Source organism: Streptomyces sp. NPDC054813, assembly GCF_053611365.1.
This window is the reverse complement of record NZ_JBSHAF010000019.1, coordinates 157,700-175,651: the sequence shown is the minus strand read 5'-3', so window position 1 is coordinate 175,651 and position 17,952 is coordinate 157,700. Positions and strand designations below refer to the sequence as shown.

19 protein-coding genes, 1 tRNA gene and 1 riboswitch are annotated in these 17,952 nt (G+C 69.2%); of the genes, 8 read left to right on the top strand and 12 right to left on the bottom strand.

Going from position 1 to position 17,952, the window contains the following annotated elements; all coding sequences use genetic code 11:
* Positions 1-70: 70 nt before the first annotated feature.
* The gene (locus ACWGJB_RS33340; RefSeq protein ID WP_453383803.1) at positions 71-1,333 is read right to left on the bottom strand and encodes a DUF445 domain-containing protein; all 1,263 of its coding nucleotides are present in this window, start codon (positions 1,331-1,333) and stop codon (positions 71-73) included.
* Between the two features lie 262 nt (positions 1,334-1,595).
* On the opposite strand from ACWGJB_RS33340, the gene ACWGJB_RS33335 reads away from it, so the two are divergent.
* Positions 1,596-2,936, top strand: coding sequence for an SGNH/GDSL hydrolase family protein (locus tag ACWGJB_RS33335; RefSeq protein ID WP_453383763.1), 1,341 nt, complete (start codon positions 1,596-1,598; stop codon positions 2,934-2,936).
* Positions 2,937-3,148: 212 nt separating this feature from the next.
* Here ACWGJB_RS33335 and ACWGJB_RS33330 read toward each other — a convergent pair whose 3' ends face one another.
* The 4 genes from ACWGJB_RS33330 to ACWGJB_RS33315 form a co-directional block, all read right to left on the bottom strand.
* Positions 3,149-3,934 (bottom strand): DUF1707 SHOCT-like domain-containing protein, encoded by a 786-nt coding sequence (locus ACWGJB_RS33330; RefSeq protein ID WP_453383762.1) that lies wholly within the window; start codon positions 3,932-3,934, stop codon positions 3,149-3,151.
* A 9-nt stretch (positions 3,935-3,943) separates the two neighbouring features.
* Positions 3,944-4,960: an ABC transporter ATP-binding protein gene (locus ACWGJB_RS33325; protein WP_453383761.1), complete on the bottom strand. Its 1,017-nt coding sequence runs from the start codon at positions 4,958-4,960 to the stop codon at positions 3,944-3,946.
* A 33-nt stretch (positions 4,961-4,993) separates the two neighbouring features.
* A complete protein-coding gene (locus tag ACWGJB_RS33320) occupies positions 4,994-5,758 on the bottom strand; it encodes an ABC transporter permease (protein ID WP_453383802.1) in 765 nt (254 codons plus the stop codon).
* Between the two features lie 73 nt (positions 5,759-5,831).
* On the bottom strand, positions 5,832-6,632 hold the full coding sequence (locus ACWGJB_RS33315; protein ID WP_453383760.1) for an ABC transporter permease: 801 nt from the start codon (positions 6,630-6,632) through the stop codon (positions 5,832-5,834).
* Between the two features lie 355 nt (positions 6,633-6,987).
* Here ACWGJB_RS33315 and ACWGJB_RS33310 point away from each other — a divergent pair, with 355 nt between their 5' ends.
* Positions 6,988-9,414, top strand: a complete 2,427-nt coding sequence (locus tag ACWGJB_RS33310) for a transglycosylase domain-containing protein (protein ID WP_453383759.1) — start codon at positions 6,988-6,990, stop codon at positions 9,412-9,414.
* A gap of 26 nt (positions 9,415-9,440) precedes the next feature.
* Here ACWGJB_RS33310 and ACWGJB_RS33305 read toward each other — a convergent pair whose 3' ends face one another.
* From ACWGJB_RS33305 to ACWGJB_RS33295, 3 genes are all read right to left on the bottom strand, one after another.
* Entirely contained in the window at positions 9,441-9,761 is a 321-nt protein-coding gene (locus tag ACWGJB_RS33305) for a DMT family transporter (RefSeq protein WP_360489423.1), read from the bottom strand.
* 31 nt (positions 9,762-9,792) lie between these two features.
* A riboswitch (guanidine-III (ykkC-III) riboswitch) is annotated at positions 9,793-9,861 on the bottom strand.
* Positions 9,862-9,919: 58 nt separating this feature from the next.
* Positions 9,920-10,222, bottom strand: a complete 303-nt coding sequence (locus ACWGJB_RS33300) for a GroES family chaperonin (protein ID WP_453383801.1) — start codon at positions 10,220-10,222, stop codon at positions 9,920-9,922.
* A gap of 72 nt (positions 10,223-10,294) precedes the next feature.
* Positions 10,295-10,624 (bottom strand): DUF3618 domain-containing protein, encoded by a 330-nt coding sequence (locus tag ACWGJB_RS33295; protein WP_360489424.1) that lies wholly within the window; start codon positions 10,622-10,624, stop codon positions 10,295-10,297.
* A gap of 96 nt (positions 10,625-10,720) precedes the next feature.
* On the opposite strand from ACWGJB_RS33295, the gene bcp reads away from it, so the two are divergent.
* The 4 genes from bcp to ACWGJB_RS33275 all read left to right on the top strand — a co-directional run bounded on the left by bcp (position 10,721) and on the right by ACWGJB_RS33275 (position 12,739).
* Entirely contained in the window at positions 10,721-11,188 is a 468-nt protein-coding gene (bcp, locus tag ACWGJB_RS33290; RefSeq protein ID WP_453383758.1) for a thioredoxin-dependent thiol peroxidase, read from the top strand.
* A 135-nt stretch (positions 11,189-11,323) separates the two neighbouring features.
* Positions 11,324-11,986 (top strand): HNH endonuclease signature motif containing protein, encoded by a 663-nt coding sequence (locus tag ACWGJB_RS33285; protein ID WP_453383757.1) that lies wholly within the window; start codon positions 11,324-11,326, stop codon positions 11,984-11,986.
* Positions 11,983-12,690 (top strand): HNH endonuclease signature motif containing protein, encoded by a 708-nt coding sequence (locus ACWGJB_RS33280; RefSeq protein WP_453383756.1) that lies wholly within the window; start codon positions 11,983-11,985, stop codon positions 12,688-12,690. Before ACWGJB_RS33285 ends, ACWGJB_RS33280 begins: the two co-directional genes overlap by 4 nt.
* A tRNA-Leu gene (locus tag ACWGJB_RS33275) sits at positions 12,656-12,739 on the top strand. The genes ACWGJB_RS33280 and ACWGJB_RS33275 overlap by 35 nt, the downstream gene beginning before the upstream one ends.
* 55 nt (positions 12,740-12,794) lie before the next feature.
* Here the strand turns inward: ACWGJB_RS33275 and rdgB are convergent.
* From rdgB to ACWGJB_RS33255, 4 genes are all read right to left on the bottom strand, one after another.
* Positions 12,795-13,400, bottom strand: coding sequence for an RdgB/HAM1 family non-canonical purine NTP pyrophosphatase (gene rdgB, locus ACWGJB_RS33270; protein ID WP_453383755.1), 606 nt, complete (start codon positions 13,398-13,400; stop codon positions 12,795-12,797).
* A gap of 33 nt (positions 13,401-13,433) precedes the next feature.
* Positions 13,434-13,847, bottom strand: a complete 414-nt coding sequence (locus ACWGJB_RS33265; protein WP_453383754.1) for a hypothetical protein — start codon at positions 13,845-13,847, stop codon at positions 13,434-13,436.
* A 129-nt stretch (positions 13,848-13,976) separates the two neighbouring features.
* Positions 13,977-14,717 (bottom strand): ribonuclease PH, encoded by a 741-nt coding sequence (rph, locus tag ACWGJB_RS33260; protein WP_360489428.1) that lies wholly within the window; start codon positions 14,715-14,717, stop codon positions 13,977-13,979.
* A 76-nt stretch (positions 14,718-14,793) separates the two neighbouring features.
* Complete coding sequence (locus ACWGJB_RS33255; protein ID WP_365802983.1) at positions 14,794-15,027, bottom strand: PTS glucose/sucrose transporter subunit IIB; 234 nt, start codon at positions 15,025-15,027, stop codon at positions 14,794-14,796.
* A 189-nt stretch (positions 15,028-15,216) separates the two neighbouring features.
* On the opposite strand from ACWGJB_RS33255, the gene ACWGJB_RS33250 reads away from it, so the two are divergent.
* The gene (locus ACWGJB_RS33250; protein ID WP_453383753.1) at positions 15,217-16,515 is read left to right on the top strand and encodes a PTS transporter subunit EIIC; all 1,299 of its coding nucleotides are present in this window, start codon (positions 15,217-15,219) and stop codon (positions 16,513-16,515) included.
* Positions 16,516-16,647: 132 nt separating this feature from the next.
* Positions 16,648-17,895 (top strand): PTS transporter subunit EIIC, encoded by a 1,248-nt coding sequence (locus tag ACWGJB_RS33245; RefSeq protein ID WP_453383752.1) that lies wholly within the window; start codon positions 16,648-16,650, stop codon positions 17,893-17,895.
* Positions 17,896-17,952 lie beyond the last annotated feature (57 nt).

Genomic DNA, 17,952 nt, shown 5'->3' with positions numbered 1-17,952 from the left:
CGCGCCTCCTCGGCCGGCGAGAGAACCGAAACCCCCGACCGGGTGCCCCGCTCCGGGCGATCGAAGCGCCCTACGCGCCCAGCGCCCGCGACACCGTGAAGATCAGCACTCCGGCCAGCGACCCCACCACCGTGCCATTGATCCGGATGAACTGCAGGTCGCGACCGATGTGCGCCTCGATCTTCCGGGTGGTGTGCTCGGCGTCCCAGCCCGCCACGGTGTCGGTGATCAGGGAGGTGATCTCCTTGCGGTAGGTCGACACGACGTGCACGGCCGCGCCCTCGACCCAGCTGTCGACCTTGTCCTGGACCTTCGGCTCGCCGGCCATCCGGGCCCCCAGGGAGATCAGGGAGGCGCGGACGCGCAGCCGCAGCTCGCTGCGCTCGTCCTCGGCCGCCGAGACGATCATGGACCGTACGGACGTCCAGGCGGACGCGATCAGGTCCTGCACCTCGCCCCGGCCCAGGACCTCGCCCTTGAGCCGCTCGACCCGGGCCCGGGTGTCGGTGTCGGACTGGAGGTCGTTCGCGAAGTCGGAGAGGAAGCGGTCGAGGGCGCCGCGCGCCGGGTGCGACGGCATGTCCCGCATCTCGGCGCAGAAGCGCAGCAGTTCCTTGTAGACGCGGTCGCCGACCCGCCGGTCCACGAAGCGGGGCGTCCAGCCCGGCGCCCCGCCCTGCACGGCGTCCATCACGGAGTCCCCGTGCTGCACCAGCCAGTCGTACGCCCGGCTGACGACCAGGTCCACGACCCTCCGGTGACCGCCGTCGGCGACGACCCGGTCCAGCATCTTGCCGATGCCGGGGGCGATCTCCTGGGCGTCGGCCCGCCGGGTGATGGCCTCGCCGACCACGGCCTGCACGTCGGAGTCGCGCAGCACGGTCAGGGCGCCGCGCAGTGCGGTCGCCAGCTCCGCCGTCACCCGGTCGGCGTTCTTCGGCTCCGCCAGCCACGCGCCGAGCCGGCCGGCGATGCCGACGGCGTGCAACCGCTGTCGTACGACGTCCTGGGAGAGGAAGTTCTCGCCGACGAACTCGCCCAGCGAGACGCCCAGCTGGTCCTTCTTGGTCGGGATGATCGCGGTGTGCGGGATGGGCAGGCCGAGCGGGTGCCGGAACAGGGCGGTCACCGCGAACCAGTCGGCGAGCGCGCCGACCATGCCCGCCTCGGCCGCCGCGGCCACGTAGTCCGCCCAGGAACCGGCGCCCGCGCCGGACGCCCACTTGGCCAGCACGTACACCAGGGCGACGAGCAGCAGCAGGCCGGTCGCCGTGGTCTTCATGCGCCGTACGCCGCGCTGGCGCTCCTCGTCGGCGGGCGTGAAGGCGTTCATGGACTTGTAGGACGGGGTGCTCCCCACCCGGCCCTCAGCCCGGCCGTCCGCCCGGCCGTCGGTGTCCGGCGTTTCCGTACGTTCCTCCATCTGCTCCACCCGTTCGCAGCCGGTCTCACCCTCATGGTGATCCCGCACATATTGTCCCTTCCTGACCTACTCCTGGAACGGAACAAGAGTTCCCACCGTCTGTCTCTTCGGAAAACTCCGGCAGGCCCGCCCGTCAGAGGCCTGCCCGTCGTTCGAGGAGAACTGAACACGCATGACCCGGCGTCACCACGGTTACGCCCTGCTCAGCGCGGTCGTCGCGCTGATCGTGGCGCTGTCCGCCGCCCTCTACGCCGGCGTCGCCGCCGACGGTTCGTCCCGGAGCGCCGCCGGCACGGGCGGCGGGGGCCGCCACCACGGCGCCTCGGCGGCGCCCGCATCGGCCGGTAACTGGGTCGGCGCCTGGTCGGCGTCCCCGGTGGGCGGCGAACCGGGCACCGAGGCGGAGGGGCTGGCGGGCCGGTCGGTGCGCAACGTCGTGCACACGACCGCGGCCGGCACCAGCGCCCGGATCACGCTCTCGAACCTGTACGGCCAGTCGGCGCTCACCATCGCCCACGCCTCGATCGCCCTCGCGGCCGGCCACGACACGGCGGCGGCCGACGCCGGGACGATGCGGCGGCTCACCTTCGGCGGCTCCGGGTCCGTCGTCGTACCGGCGGGCGGGCAGGTGGTCGGCGACCCGGTGGCGATCCGGGTGCCGCGGGGGGCGGACGTGCTGGTCACGACGTACTCCCCGACGCCGTCCGGGCCGGTGACCTACCACCCGCGGGCCCGTCAGGTGTCCTACGTCGCGGACGGCGACCGTACGCAGGACGCGGACGCGGCCGCGTACACCGGGCAGACGCCGTACTGGCGGTATCTCACCGCGCTGGACGTGCTGAGCGACGACTCCGAGGGCACGGTCGTGGTGTTCGGGGACTCGCTGACCGACGGAATCACCTCGACGCCGGGGGCGAACCGGCGCTGGCCGGACGTGCTGGCGGGGCGGCTGCGGCGGGCCGTGGCGGGAGGCTCCGACCTGCCGCACTACAGCGTGGTCAACGAGGGGATCAGCGGCAACCAGGTCCTCACGGACGGGCTCGGGCGGCCCGCGGAGAACGAGAGCGGTGTCGGGCGCTTCGCCCGTGACGTGCTGTCCCGTCCGAACGTCAAGGTCGTCGTCATCGATCTCGGGATCAACGACATCCTGCGCAACCGTCGGCCGGCCGACCCCGACGCGGTCGTCGCCGGGCTGCGCGGGCTGGTCCGCGCGGCGCACGCGCGCGGGCTCAAGGTGGTGGGGGCGACGCTGATGCCCTTCCAGGGCCACCGTGGCTGGTCGCCGGCGAGGGAAACGGTTCGCCAGGAGATCAACGAGCGGATCCGGGCGGGGCGCGTGTACGACGCGGTGACCGACTTCGACAAGGCGCTGCGGGACCCCTACGCGCCGAACCGCCTCCGCCCCTACTACGACTCCGGCGACCACCTCCACCCGAACGACAGCGGCTTCGCGAAGATGGCCGACACGTTCGCCCTGACCGACTTGAGGGGCGGCGGCTCGACGGAACTGTGAGGGAGCGTCCCGCACAGCCACCCGAGCCCACAGACACTCCGGCTCACACCCATCCCGCCGCAACGGCGACCAGCCACGACGGCGGTACCCGGCGGTGCCGGACCCGCCGGGGGTTCACCGGGCGGACGGGTGGCGGCCGGTGGTTCCCCGCGGGCCGGTGGGGGCCGATCGCGCAGTTCCCCGCGCCCCCAGGTGGGCTGCCCCGCCGTCGCTCAGTAGTGGCCGTGCCTCCGGCGGCTCCGGTCCTCGCGGCGCTCTTCTCGTTCGGTCCTGCGCTCCTCGCGCAACTCGCGGCGGGCCGCGTGGAGTTCGTGGCGGGAGGTTCTGCGGTCCAGTTTCTCCTGGCGGCGTTCTTCCTTGAGGCGTTGCCGTTCCGCCCTGGTGACCTTGTGTTCCACCTGGACACCGCCCCAGAAGGCGAAGCCGGTCACGATCACCCGCGGTGCGGCCGGGTCCGGCGGGGTGCCCTCCTCGCGGTGGTCGAAGCCGCCCATGATGCCGATGCCGCGCATCACGACCTCGACACCCGGCGGCACGATCACGCTCATCCCGCCCATGATCGCGACGCAGTTGATCTCGATCTCGCGGTCCGCGAAGTTCGCCTCGCGCAGGTCGATCTCGCCACCGCCCCAGAACACGAGGCTGTTGAAGCGTTTGGGTGCCGTCCAGCGGCCCTTGCGCTGGAAGCCGGACATCACGGCCACCGCCCAGGAGGACGAGCCCTCGCCGCCGACTATCCGGCCGCCCCAACCGCCGCTCTCCGCGGGCGGCTTGTTCAGCGAGACCGCCGGGGACACCGACGGCGAACCGGCCGCCGCGGGCAGGTCCCTCGTGATCGGCGTCAGCTCACCGTACGTACGGGCCTTGTACGTCGCCTCCAGCCGCTCCTCGAACTCCTCCATGTCGAGCCGCCCCTCCGCGAGGGCGTCCCTGAGGACCTCGGCGACTCGTTCGCGATCGGCGTCGGAGGCACGCAGCTCCGCGGCATCGTCGGTCATGAGTGCAGACTACGAGTTCCGGTCGCCCGGCACTATGGCGTCGTGCACCCCGACGGAGGTACTCGGCGTCTCCAGGGAACCCAGCATCTTCGCGATCACCGTCTCGATGTCCGGTTCCCGGACGGAGAGGTCCACCAAGGGATACTCCGCCGCGATCCGCGCCACCAGCGGCGCCGCCGACTCCGACGCCGGGAACGCCAGCCACTGCCGTGGTCCCTCCACCTTCACCACCCGCGCCGACCCGCCCGTCTCGACCGGCGGCAGCTCCCGCTCCAGGTCCACCACCAGGGTCCGTTCGCTCTCCCCCGCCTCGTGCAGACCGGCGAGCGGACCGTCGTACACCAGCCGCCCGTGGTCGATGACCATCACGCGCGAGCACAACTGCTCGATGTCCTGGAGGTCGTGGGTGGTCAGCAGGACCGTGGTGCCGCGCTCGGTGTTCAGCTCCCGCAGGAAGTCGCGGACCTTGGCCTTGGAGATGACGTCCAGGCCGATCGTCGGCTCGTCCAGGTACAGCACCTCCGGGTCGTGCAGCAGTGCCGCCACGATGTCGCCGCGCATCCGCTGGCCGAGCGAGAGCTGCCGCACCGGAACGTCCAACAGGCTCTCCAGGGAGAGGAGTTCGACCAGCCGGTCCAGGTTCTCCCGGTACCGCGCGTCGGGGATGCGGTACATGCGGTGCATCAGCCGGTAGGAGTCGATCAGCGGAAGGTCCCACCACAGCGTGGTGCGCTGGCCGAAGACGACACCGATGCGGTGGGCCAGTTTCGTGCGCTCGCGCGACGGGTCGATGCCCGCCACCCGCAGCCGGCCGCCGCTCGGCGTCAGGATCCCCGTCAGCATCTTGATCGTCGTCGACTTCCCGGCGCCGTTCGGGCCGATGTAGCCGACCATCTCGCCGCGCTCCACCGTGAAGGAGAGCGCGTCCACCGCCCGTACCTGCCGGCGCTCCCGTTTCAGGAAGCCGGTCTTGCGCCGGACCTCGAAGACCTTCTCCACCCGGTCCACTTCAATGAACACCGTCAACTCCCGTGCTCCGTCCGACTCCCCGTGCTCCGTTCAACTCCCCGTGCTCCGATACGACCTGAGCCCCGCCCGCCACGCCAGGCCCGCCAGCGCGCAGCACACCACCGCCACCAGCGGCGGAGACCACGCCGTCCACTCCGGGAGCCGCAGCGGATACGGCCGCCCCAGCACATACGCGGCCGGCACCCAGTTGACGAAGGCCAGCGGCAGCAGGAACGTCACCCCGCGCACGAAGTCACGCCCGAACACCGTCGGCGGGTACTGCAGCAGCGTCGTACCGCCGTAGGTGAACGCGTTCTGCACCTCGGCCGCGTCCTGTGCCACGAACTGGAAGGTCGCGCCCGCCAGGAACAGCGCACAGAAGATCACCGCGCCGCTCACCACGGTCACCGGCACCAGCAGCACCTTCGCCGCCGTCCACTCGACGTCCACGGCGGACAGCGCGTACCCCAGCACCAGCCCGCCCTGCACGACCCGGCCGAGGCGGCGCAGCGCGAAGCGGTCCGCGCCGAGCTGGGCGAGCACCGGAGCCGGCCGCACCAGCAGGGTGTCGAAGGAGCCGTCACGGATCCGGGTGCCCAGCACGTCCATCGAACCGAAGACCAGGTCGGCGAAGCCGAACGCCGTCGTGGACAGCCCGTACAGGAAGGCCACCTCGGGCATGGTCCAGCCGCCGAGCCGGTCGACCTGCGTGAACATCAGCAGGATCGTGGCGAAGTCCAGCCCGGTCACCGTCAGGTTGCCGAACATCGTGATGACGAAGGACGTGCGGTAGGTCAGGGAGGAGCGGATCCACATCCCGGCGATCAGCCGGTACGCCCGCACGCCCTCCGCCGGCCGCGACGCCCGCCGCCCGGCCAGGACCCGCTGCTCAGCCACCCTGCACCACCACCCGCCGGGTCGCCGCCGTCTGGACCAGCCGTCCCGCCGTCAGCAGCGCCACCGCCCACGCCGCCTGAAAGGCGTACGCGCCCAGCGGGGCGGTCTCCCCCAGCAGGACGTCCGCCGGCACCTGGAGCTGCGCCGCCCACGGCAGGGCCCGCACGACGTCACCGAGGGCGCCCGGGAAGACGTTCAGCGGCAGGGTCATGCCCGAGCAGAAGATCCCCAGGACCATCAGGGCCTGGTTCACGCCCATGCCGTCCATCAGCCAGAACACGCTCAGCGCGGCCAGGTAGCGGATGCCGAAGCTGACGAGCATGGCCAGGAACAGGGCGACGGCGAAGGCCGCCCAGGTCGCCACGTCCGTCGGCAGGGCCATCGGGAAGAACAGCGCCCCGAAGGCGAAGGGGATCACGCCGCGGCCCAGCATCTGGAACAGCGACCGGCCCACGTCCGTCGCCAGCCACCACAGCTGGAGATCGGCCGGACGGTACAGGTCGATCGCGATCTCACCCGTACGGATACGCTCCATCAGGTCTTTCTCCACGCCTCCGCCCTGGATGGCGAGCGTCGCGTACAGGCACTGCCCGAGCCACACATAGGTGACCGCCTGCGCCTGGTCATAGCCTCCGAGGTGCGGTTTCTCGTCCCACAGCGCCAGGTACGTGTACACGAGAATGATCCCGAAGGCGGTGTTGGTGAACACCCCGGCGGCGGTGGCCGCCCGGTATGTCGCATACCGTCGGAAACCCCCCGCCGCTACGGCGAGGTACAACCGTCCCGCGCCCACGCCACAGCCCTCCTCCACCCGCCGGCCCGAAGCGCAGCAGCCTATGCGGAGGAGAGGTCGCCGCGCCTTCCGTTTTCCGGCCCCGAAAGGACAGTGCCCGAGCTCACAGACCCAGGATCCGGAGTCGAACTCCGCTACCACGCCTACCAGTTCGTCCGCACGACCCCCGTCCCCGCACCTGACACGTTTCGGCGACCCCGATGCGTGCCGTGTTCAGGGAACTGATCGACGGATGGGACAGTCTTCATCAAAGGAGGCATGAGTAGCCTCCCGTAACGAAGGCGCCGTTAGCGCCGAAGACGTACCGGCCCGCCGGGACGTACGACGCACCGCACCACAGGAGTCCGCGCACACCATGAGCGACGAGCCGCAGCCGCACCAGCCGAACCAGAGCGGCGAAGGCCCGACAGAACCGCCGACGGCGGTCCAGGAGACGAAGGGGGGCGAGAAGAAGATGAAGCGGCCCAAGCGGACCGGATGGCGGCGGATCCTCCCCACCTGGCGCATGCTGCTCGGCACCTTCGTGATCGGGATACTCCTGCTGATCGGCCTGTTCTTCCTCGGCTACTCGATGGTGAAGATCCCGACGGCCAACACGTTCGCCACCAAGCAGTCCAACGTCTACCTGTACGCCGACGGCTCCCAGCTGGCCCGGGACGGCGAGGTCAACCGGGAGAACGTGACCCTCGCCCAGGTCTCCAAGGACGCCCAGCACGCCGTGCTCGCCGCCGAGGACCGCGACTTCTACACCGAGTCCGCCGTCGACCCCAAAGCGATGCTGCGGGCCGCCTGGAACACCGCGACCGGAAAGGGCACCCAGTCCGGCTCGACGATCACCCAGCAGTACGTGAAGAACTACTACCTCGCACAGGAGCAGACCGTCACCCGAAAGGTGAAGGAGTTCTTCATCTCGATCAAACTGGACCGCTCCGAGTCCAAGGACGAGATCCTGGAGGGCTACCTCAACACCAGCTACTTCGGCCGCAACGCCTACGGCATCCAGGCCGCCGCCCAGGCCTACTACGGCAAGGACGCCACCGACCTCGACCCGGCCCGCGCCGCCTACCTCGCGGCCCTCGTCAACGCGCCCAGCGAGTACGACGTCGTCGCCCACCCCGAGAACAAGGCGGCGGCCGTCGCCCGCTGGAACTACGTCCTGGACGGCATGGTCAAGAAGGGCTGGCTCAGCGAGTCGAAGCGGGCCGGCATGAAGTTCCCGATGCCCAAGGAGCAGACCGCCTCCACCGGCATGTCCGGGCAGCGCGGCTACCTCGTCGAGGCCGTCAAGAGCTACCTGATCAAGAACAAGATCGTCGACGCCGACTCCCTCGAGGCCGGCGGCTACCGCATCACCACCACCATCGAGAAGGACAAGCAGAACGCCTTCGTCAAGGCGGTCGACGACAAGCTGATCTCCCAGCTGGACAAGAAGAACAACAAGGCCGACAACTACGTGCGCGCCGGCGGCGCCTCGGTCGACCCGAAGACCGGCAAGGTCGTCGCCATGTACGGCGGCATCGACTACGTGAAGCAGTACACCAACGGCGCGACCCGCGGTGACTTCCAGGTCGGCTCCACCTTCAAGCCGTTCGTCTTCGCCTCCGCCGTCGACAACGCCTCCACCACCCAGTCCGGCCAGACCATCACCCCGAACACCTACTACGACGGCACCAACAAGCGCGCCGTCCAGGGCTGGCCCGGTGGCAGCTACGCGCCGGAGAACGAGGACGAGAAGTCGTACGGCCAGATCACCGTCCGCAAGGCCACCGACCTGTCGGTGAACGCGGTGTACGCGCAGATGGCCGTCGACGTCGGCCCGTCCAAGGTCAAGCAGACCGCCGTGGACCTGGGCATCCCCTCCGACACCAAGGACCTCCAGCCGTACCCGTCCATCGCCCTCGGCACCGCCACCGCCAGCGTCCTGGACATGGCGGAGGCGTACGCCACGCTCGCCAACCACGGCAAGCACGGCACGTACTCGATGGTCGAGAAGGTCACCAAGGACAGCACGCAGGAGATCAAGCTGCCGCGGTCGGTGACCAAGCAGGCCGTCAGCCGACAGGCCGCCGACACCACCACCTCGATCCTGCAGAGCGTGGTCGACAACGGCACCGCCACCGCCGCCCAGGCCGCGGGCCGCCCCGCGGCCGGCAAGACCGGCACCGCCGAGGAGGACACCGCCGCCTGGTTCGCGGGCTACACCCCCGACCTCGCCACCGTCGTCTCCGTGATGGGCCAGGACCCGGTCACGGCCGGCCACAAGTCGCTCTACGGCGCGCTCGGCCTGCAACGCATCAACGGCGGCGGGGCCCCGACCGAGATCTGGGCGCAGTACACCAAGGCCGCCCTCAAGGGCGTCGTGGCCTCCGCCTTCGACCTCGACCTCCAGCCCGGCGCCGAGACCGTGGCCCCCGCCACCCAGAACCCGGCCACCCCGGGCACCGGCGGCCAGGACAACGGCGGCACCACCGGCGGGAACCAGGACAACGGCGGAACCACCGACGGCGGCCAGGACAACGGCGGCACCACGGACGGCTCCACCACCGCGGGCACCACCGACGGGTCCACCACGGACGGCTCCACCACCGACGGCTCGACCACGTCCGGCACGACGACCTCCGGCACGGACTCCGGGACCACCGACGGCGGCACCACCACCGGGACGACGAACGGGACCACCGACGGCGGCACCACCACCGGGACGACGAACGGGACCACCGACGGCGGCGACACGACCGGGACGACAGCGGGCGACGACGGCGGCGGCTTCGGACTCCAGTAACCGGTCCGGCGCCGGTTCTCGCCCGGTCAGTGACCGCTGGTCGCCTTGAGTCCCACCACGGCGACCAGCAGCAGGCACACGAAGAAGATCCGCGCGGCGGTGGTCGGCTCCCCCAGTACCAGCATCCCGAACACCGCCGCCCCGGCCGCCCCGATCCCCACCCAGACGCCGTACGCGGTACCGATGGGCAGGGTCCGGGCGGCGTACGAGAGCAGCAGCATGCTGGCGACGATCCCACCGCCGGTGAGCAGACTGGGCACGAGCCGGGTGAACCCGTCGGTGTACTTCATTCCGACCGACCAGCCGACCTCGAGCAGACCGGCGACGACAAGCAGAACCCAGGCCATGACAGGCACCTCCGAGACGTTCACTGAACGGGGTGCGTCGTCTTTGCCTTCACGGTCCCGGTACGGCGCGTCTCGTCGGGCTGGCTCCTTCGAACATAGCAAAGGAACGACAAAGGGGCCTGGTGACCGCAGTCACCAGGCCCCTTTCGGTCACTGAATCACAGATACAGGCCGGTCGAGTCCTCCGAGCCCTCGAACCGGTCGGCGGCCACCGCGTGCAGGTCGCGCTCACGCATCAGCACATAGGGCACCCCGCGCACCTCGACCTCGGCACGGTCCTCCGGGTCGTACAGCACCCGGTCACCCGGCTCCACCGTCCGCACGTTCTGCCCGACCGCGACCACCTCGGCCCAGGCCAGCCGGCGCCCGACGGCCGCCGTGGCAGGGATGAGAATCCCACCGCCCGACCGCCGCTCACCCTCGCCGGTGTCCTGCTTGACCAGCACCCGGTCGTGCAGCATGCGGATGGGCAGCTTGTCGTGATGGGTGTCGTTTCTGTTGGCGCTCACGCCTTTGAACCTACCTGCCTCTGCTCAGCTCTTACGCCGCCGGTTACCGAACACGAGCAGCCCGACCACACCCACGGCCACGAGCGCGACCGGCACGACCCGCTCCAGGCGGGGCGCGCCGTCCTCGTCCACGAACTGGGCCCGCACATCGCTCACCACCCGGTTGACCTGGACGTAGGCCCGTCCGAGCGTGTGATCGACGTTGGCCGCGACCTTGGCCTTCGCATCGCCGACGATGGTCTTCGGATGCACCCGCACCCCGATCTCGTCCAGCGTCTCGGCCAGCACATCGCGGCGGCGCTTGATGTCCGCCTCGATCTGCGCCGGGGTTCTGGTGTCCGACGTGTCCGCCACCGTGGGCCCTCCGAAGTCTCCCGTGCTCCCTGTCCTGGACAGTCTGTCAGTTCTCACCGCCCCCGCACTGTCAGGACCCCCCGTTACGCTGGACCGATGAGCGAGCGACTCCAGCCCGGGGACGTAGCCCCCGACTTCACCCTCCCCGACGCCGACGGCAACGAGGTGTCCCTCTCCGCCCACAAGGGCCGCAAGGTCATCGTCTACTTCTACCCGGCCGCGCTGACGCCCGGCTGCACGAAGCAGGCCTGCGACTTCACGGACAACCTCGACCTGCTGGCCGGCGCGGGCTACGACGTCATCGGCGTCTCCCCCGACCAGCCGGAGAAACTCGGCAAGTTCCGCGACAAGGAGAACCTCAGGGTCACCCTCGTCGCCGACCCCGACAAGAAGGTCCTGGACGCCTACGGCGCGTACGGCGAGAAGATGAACTACGGCAAGACCTACATGGGCGTCATCCGCTCCACGGTCATCGTGGACGAGCAGGGCAAGGTCGAACGTGCCCTCTACAACGTCCGCGCCACCGGCCATGTCGCCAAGATCATCAAGGACCTGGGCATCTGACGGCCCCTGCCCCACCCCACGGCCCGCTCCGGAAACCCCGGCGCGGGCCGTTTTCATATCCGGGCGTGACTGTCCGATAAACGGTTCGTTACTCCGTACGGGCTGCGAACGTGCAGCCGGAACGGAGGGGGCTCGATGGGGGCCAGTGCGTACACCAGGGAGCGGCTGGAGGAGGCGGCTCGGGGGGCGCGGACGTTGTCGGAGGCGTTGAGGCGGTTGGGGGTGGATCCGGGGAGTTCGACGCGGCGGTACGTGCTCGGGCGGATGAAGAAGCTGGGGGTCGATGTGTCGCACTTCGAGCGGGAGGGGGTGAAGTGGACGCGGGAGGTGCTTGAGCCGGTAGTCGCAACATCGGCGAGCATCAACGAGGTGGTGCGCCGCCTCGGACTCGACAGCGTGGGCGGCCATCAGGCCAACATCGGCCGACGAATCAACGCATACGGAATCGACACCTCGCACTTCACACCGGCCGCCCGAACGGAACGCATGAAGGACAACCGGCGACGCCGGACGCCCGAGGAGATCCTCGTCGAGGCCACATCACCCCATGCTCCGCGGATTCCTAGCTCACGCCTGAAGCGCGCAATGAGCAAGGTGGGCGTTGAAGAGCGCTGCGCGCTCTGCGGAATCGCAGCAGTCTGGCTCGGGGAGCCTCTGCCACTGGAGGTCGACCACATCGACGGCGACTGGCGAAACAACCGAGTCGAGAATCTTCGGCTGCTCTGCCCCAACTGTCACTCCACCACGGACAACTACCGGGGACGCGGCAAAGGGCGCGTCAGGGGTGGCAGCTCATGAGCAGCAACGTGCAGTACACCCGGGAGCAACTGGCGGAAGCCGCCCAGCGGTGCTCCGACATCGACGAAGTCATCGCGCTCTTCGGCACCAAGCCGTACGGCTACCTCCGTCATTACCTCATGAAGCGCTTCGCTCACTTCGGCATCGACGTCTCCCATTTCCTCCCATTCGGCAGGCTCCCGCAGCCCTCGCCCGAAGAGGTGCGAGCAGCGGTCTCCGAGTCGGCATGCCTAGCAGAGGTACTGCGCCGCCTGGGACGACCGGACACCAGCGCACAGCGAGCGAATCTACGGAAGTGGATCACCGAAGGGCACCTGACGACCGCGCACTTCGTGGGACAGGCACATCAAAGGGGAAAGCGCGGAACGAACGCCAAGCACCCGGACGACGTTCTGGTCCGGCATGACGGCAAGAACCGCATCGCGACCAAGCGTCTGCGCCGCGCGCTCCACGAGATCGGTGTGCCCGAACAATGCGCCAGATGCGGAGTCGGTCCCGTCTGGCTCGACAAGCCCATGACCCTGGAGGTCGACCACATGAACGCGGACTGGCGCGACAACCGAAAGGGGAACCTGCGGTTGCTGTGCCCGAACTGCCACGCGATCACCAGCACGTGGTGCAGGGGAGGCAAACGGCAGCGAACAACTCCCGGTACGATGGCAGGCGCTGGCGGCGGTGGCGCAACGGCGACGCAGCAGACTTAGGATCTGTGGCCCTTGATCGGGCTTGAGGGTTCGAATCCCTTCCGCCGCACACAAACGGCCTGCGAATCGAAGGAACGATGCGCAGGCCGTTTCCGTGCGGTCAATCAGCCCAACAACTCCCGCACCACCGGCACCAGCCCCCGGAACGCCTTCCCCCGGTGGCTGATCGCGTTCTTCTCCTCCGGGCTCAGCTCCGCGCACGTCCTCGTCTCCCCCTCCGGCTGGAGGATCGGGTCGTAGCCGAAGCCGTTCGCGCCGGACGGGGTGTGACGGAGGAGCCCCCGCAGCCGGCCCTCGACCACCCTCTCCGTGCCGTCCGGCAACGCCAGCGCCGCCGCGCAGGCGAAGTGGGCGCCCCGGTGTTCCTCGGCGATGTCCGAGAGCTGGGCCAGGAGGAGGTCCAGGTTAGCCTTGTCGTCGCCGTGGTGGCCGGCCCAGCGGGCGGAGAAGATGCCGGGGGCGCCGTTCAGGACGTCGACGCAGAGGCCCGAGTCGTCGGCGACCGCCGGGAGGCCCGTCGCCCGGGCCAGGGCGTGGGCCTTGAGGAGTGCGTTCTCGGCGAAGGTGACGCCCGTCTCCTTGACGTCGGGGATGTCGGGGTACGCGTCGGCGCCCACCAGTTCGTGGGGCAGTCCCGCCTCGGCGAGGATGGCGCGGAGTTCGGTGATTTTTCCGGCGTTGCGGGTGGCGAGGATCAGGCGGGTCGTCATGACACGCAGTATCCCAAGGCCCCGGCCGGCGGGTTACGGCGTGCAGACCTTGGTCAGTTCGCCGGCCGCGTCGGTGACCGGGGTGACGTCGGGGGTCGAGTCGCCGTTCCTGATGGACGTACGGACGTTGTCCACGGCCTTGTCGAGGTCGTCGACCGCCTTGTTGACGTCGGCGTCGTCGGTCTTGTCGCCGATCTTCTTCAGGTTGCTCTGGATCGAGTCGAGGGAGGCGTCGGCCTGGGTGGGGTCGTTCGCCGCGTTCTCCACGGCCTGCTGGAGGTCGGTGACGCTGTCGGCGATGGAGTCGGCGGTCTGGACGCAGTCCAGGGCCTTGTTCACGGCGTCGCAGCCGGTGAGCAGCGCGGCGGCGAGTGCGGCGGTCGCGGCGGCGGCGGCGATGGCGGTGCTGCGGCCTCGGTGACGGCCTCTGCGTCGGCTGGCGGCCATGACGGTGTTCCCCTCCCGTTGGGTACGACTGGCCGAGCGCACGGTTTTCACGCCGTGCGCCCGTACCTATGGGGACGCGGTGCCGCCCACCCTGGTTGCCCCGCCGTACCTCGGCTTTTTGGGTTCCCTTTACTTTGCCGTGAGGGTGGCTTCGAGTGCCGCGCGCTGGATCGCGGCGAGATCGTTGCAGCCGGCGACGGCGAGGTCGAGGAGGGCGTTGAGTTCGTCGCGGGCGAAGGGTTCGGCCTCGGCGGTGCCCTGGACCTCCACGAAACGGCCGTCGCCGGTGCAGACGACGTTCATGTCGGTCTCGGCCCTGACGTCCTCCTCGTAGCAGAGGTCGAGGAGGGGGACCTTGCCGACGATGCCGACGGAGACGGCGGAGACCGTGCCGGTCAGGGGCTGGCGGCCGGCCTTGACGAGCTTGCGCTCCTTCGCCCAGGTGACGGCGTCGGCCAGCGCCACGTATGCGCCGGTGATCGCCGCGGTACGTGTGCCGCCGTCGGCCTGGAGCACGTCGCAGTCGAGGACGATGGTGTTCTCGCCGAGGGCCTTGTAGTCGATGACCGCGCGCAGGGAGCGGCCGATGAGGCGGGAGATCTCGTGGGTGCGGCCGCCGATCTTGCCCTTGACGGACTCGCGGTCGCCGCGGGTGTTGGTGGCGCGGGGGAGCATGGAGTACTCCGCGGTGACCCAGCCCTCGCCGCTGCCCTTGCGCCAGCGGGGGACGCCTTCGGTGACGGAGGCGGTGCAGAAGACCTTGGTGTCGCCGAAGGAGACGAGGACGGAGCCCTCGGCGTGCTTGCTCCAGCCGCGTTCGATGGTGACCGGGCGGAGTTGTTCGGGGGTGCGGCCGTCGATTCGAGACATGGCCATGAGCCTATCCGGAGCGGCAGAAGGGGCTTGTCCCGAGGCGGGAGAAGCCCCTTCGCGTGAGCCGGGAGGCTCACATCATGTCTTCGATCTCCGCGGCGATCGGGTCGGCGTCGGTGCCGATGACGACCTGGATGGCGTTGCCCATCTTGACGACGCCGTGGGCGCCGGCGGCCTTCAGGGCGGCGTCGTCGACCTTGGAGGCGTCGTGCACCTCGGTGCGCAGCCGGGTGATGCAGCCTTCGATCTCGTCGATGTTCTCGATTCCGCCGAGGCCGGCGACGATCTTCTCAGCCTTGCTGGCCATGTTCCTTCTCCCTGATCCGAACCGCTTTGTCGCAGTAACCCACAGTTGGCCCAACTTTTCGAGCGGCCGTGCCGCGCCTGCCGAATGATGGCGAGCACTGCGGCGGAACCGTCGTCAACTGGTCTACACCAGCGGATGGGCGGTCGCCAAACCCCTGGGGTGGAGCCGAGCGGCCCGGAGGACGCGCCCATGAGTGCCGAGAGCGCCGACAGCACGGTCAGTCCCGCGCGGGAGCGGTGGAACGCTCTTTTCCAGGGGCTGCAGAAGATGGGCCGGAGCCTGCAGTTGCCGATCGCGGTGCTGCCGGCGGCGGGGATCCTCAACCGGCTGGGGCAGCCTGACGTGTTCGGGGACCAGGGCCTTGGCTGGACGGATGTCTCCAAGGTGATGCAGGGCGCGGGCGGCGCGCTGCTCGACGGGTCGATCGGGCTCCCGCTGCTGTTCTGCGTCGGGGTCGCGATCGGGATGGCGAAGAAGGCGGACGGGTCGACGGCGCTGGCGGCGGTGGCGGGCTTCCTCGTCTATTACGGCGTGCTGCACCAGTTCCCGGAGGACTGCCCGGGCGGGTCCAGGACGCTGCCGGGGATCGGCTGTCAGGTGAGCGACGGCTCGGTGTCGACGTTCACGTTCCAGAATCCGGGCGTCTTCGGCGGGATCGCCATGGGGTTGATGGCCGCCTACTTCTGGGCCCGTTTCCATCGCACGAGGCTGGTGGACTGGCTGGGCTTCTTCAACGGGCGGCGGCTGGTGCCGATCATCATGTCGTTCGTCGCGATCGTCTTCGCGGTGGTGTGTCTGTGGGTGTGGCCGCCGATCGGTGACGGGCTGGAGAGTTTCAGCCACTGGCTGCGGGACGCGGGCGCGTGGGGTGCGGGGGTGTTCGGGGTCGCGAACCGGGCGTTGCTCGTCATCGGGCTGCACCAGTTCCTGAACGTGCCCATCTGGTTCCAGTTCGGCAGTTACACCACGCCCGACGGCCGGACGGTGCACGGGGACATCAACATGTTCCTGGCGGGCGACCCGCACGCGGGGCAGTTCACGTCCGGGTTCTTCCCGATCATGATGTTCGCGCTGCCGGCCGCCGCGCTCGCGATGACGCACTGCGCCAAGCCGCACCGGCGCAAGGAGATCGGCGGTCTGATGCTGTCGGTGGCGCTGACGTCGTTCGTCACGGGGATCACCGAGCCGCTCGAGTACTCGTTCCTCTTCATCGCCCCGCTGCTGTACGCGGTGCACGCGCTGCTGACGGGGGTGTCGATGGCGGTGACATGGGGGCTCGGGGTGCACGACGGGTTCAGCTTCTCGGCGGGGCTCATCGACTACGTCATCAACTGGAACCTGGCGACCAGGCCTTGGGCCATCGTCCCGATCGGCCTGTGCTTCGCGGCGGTCTACTACGTGATCTTCCGGTTCGCCATCACGAGGTTCGATCTGAAGACGCCGGGAAGGGAGCCGGAGGACGAGGTCGAGGACGTCACCAAGGCTTGAGCGGACGGTCCCCGGACGGCGTACAAAGCGTAGTTCTCCGGTTGCGGAATTGACGGGTTCCTTATAACGCCCCCATCGTGTACAACAGGTCTACACCACTGAGTGGTGTAGACCACCACCGATGGAGGAAGTATGACAACCGCCACCACAACGGCGGCTCCCACAAAGAAGTGGGGATCCGGTCTGTTCCAGGGCCTGCAGAAGGTCGGCCGCAGTCTCCAGCTCCCGATCGCCGTACTGCCGGCGGCGGGTCTGCTGCTTCGCTTCGGTCAGCAGGACATCCACGACAAGCTGCACCTGCCCGACAAGGTCACCTCGGTGTTCGCCACGGCGGGCGGCGCGATCTTCGACAACCTTCCCATGCTGTTCTGTATCGGTGTCGCGATCGGCTTCGCCAAGAAGTCGGACGGCTCCACCGCGCTGGCTGCCCTGGTCGGCTTCCTGGTCTACAAGAACGTCCTCACCGCGTTCCCCGTCACCGACGCGAAGGTCCAGGCGGGCGCGGACATAGCCGCGACGTACAACAACCCGGGTGTGCTGGGCGGCCTTGTGATGGGTCTGCTGGGTGCGGTGGTCTGGCAGCGTTTCCACCGGACCAAGCTGGTGGACTGGCTCGGCTTCTTCAACGGCCGCCGGCTCGTCCCGATCATCATGGCCTTCGTCGGCACGGTGATGGGCGTCTTCTTCGGTCTGATCTGGAAGCCGATCGGCGAGGGCATCTCGAACTTCGGTGAGTGGATCACTGGTCTGGGCGCCCTCGGTGCCGGTCTGTTCGGTCTGATCAACCGCGCGCTGATCCCGGTCGGCATGCACCAGTTCGTGAACACCGTCTCCTGGTTCCAGATCGGCGACTTCAAGGACGCCTCCGGCCAGGTCGTCCACGGTGACCTCACCCGCTTCTTCGCCGGTGACCCGACGGCCGGTCAGTTCATGTCCGGCTTCTTCCCCATCATGATGTTCGGCCTGCCGGCCGCCGCCCTCGCCATCGCGCACACCGCTCGCCCGGAGCGCCGCGCGGCCGTGATGGGCATGATGATGTCGATGGCGCTGACCTCGTTCGTGACCGGTGTGACCGAGCCGATCGAGTTCACCTTCATGTTCATCGCGCCGCTGCTGTATGTGATCCACGCGGTGCTCACCGCCCTGTCCATGGCGATCACCTGGGCGCTCGGGGTGCATGCGGGCTTCACCTTCTCCGCGGGTGCGATCGACTACGTGCTGAACTGGAACCTGGCGACCAAGCCCTGGCTGATCATCCCGATCGGCCTGGTGTTCGGAGCGATCTACTACTTCGTCTTCCGTTTCGCGATCATCAGGTTCAACCTCCCCACCCCGGGCCGCGAGCCCGAGGAGGAGATCGAGGACCTCACGAAGGCGTGAGTCCGACCCCGGCCTGACGAGGCCCCCGCAGCCCGGCGGCTGCGGGGGCCTCGTCGT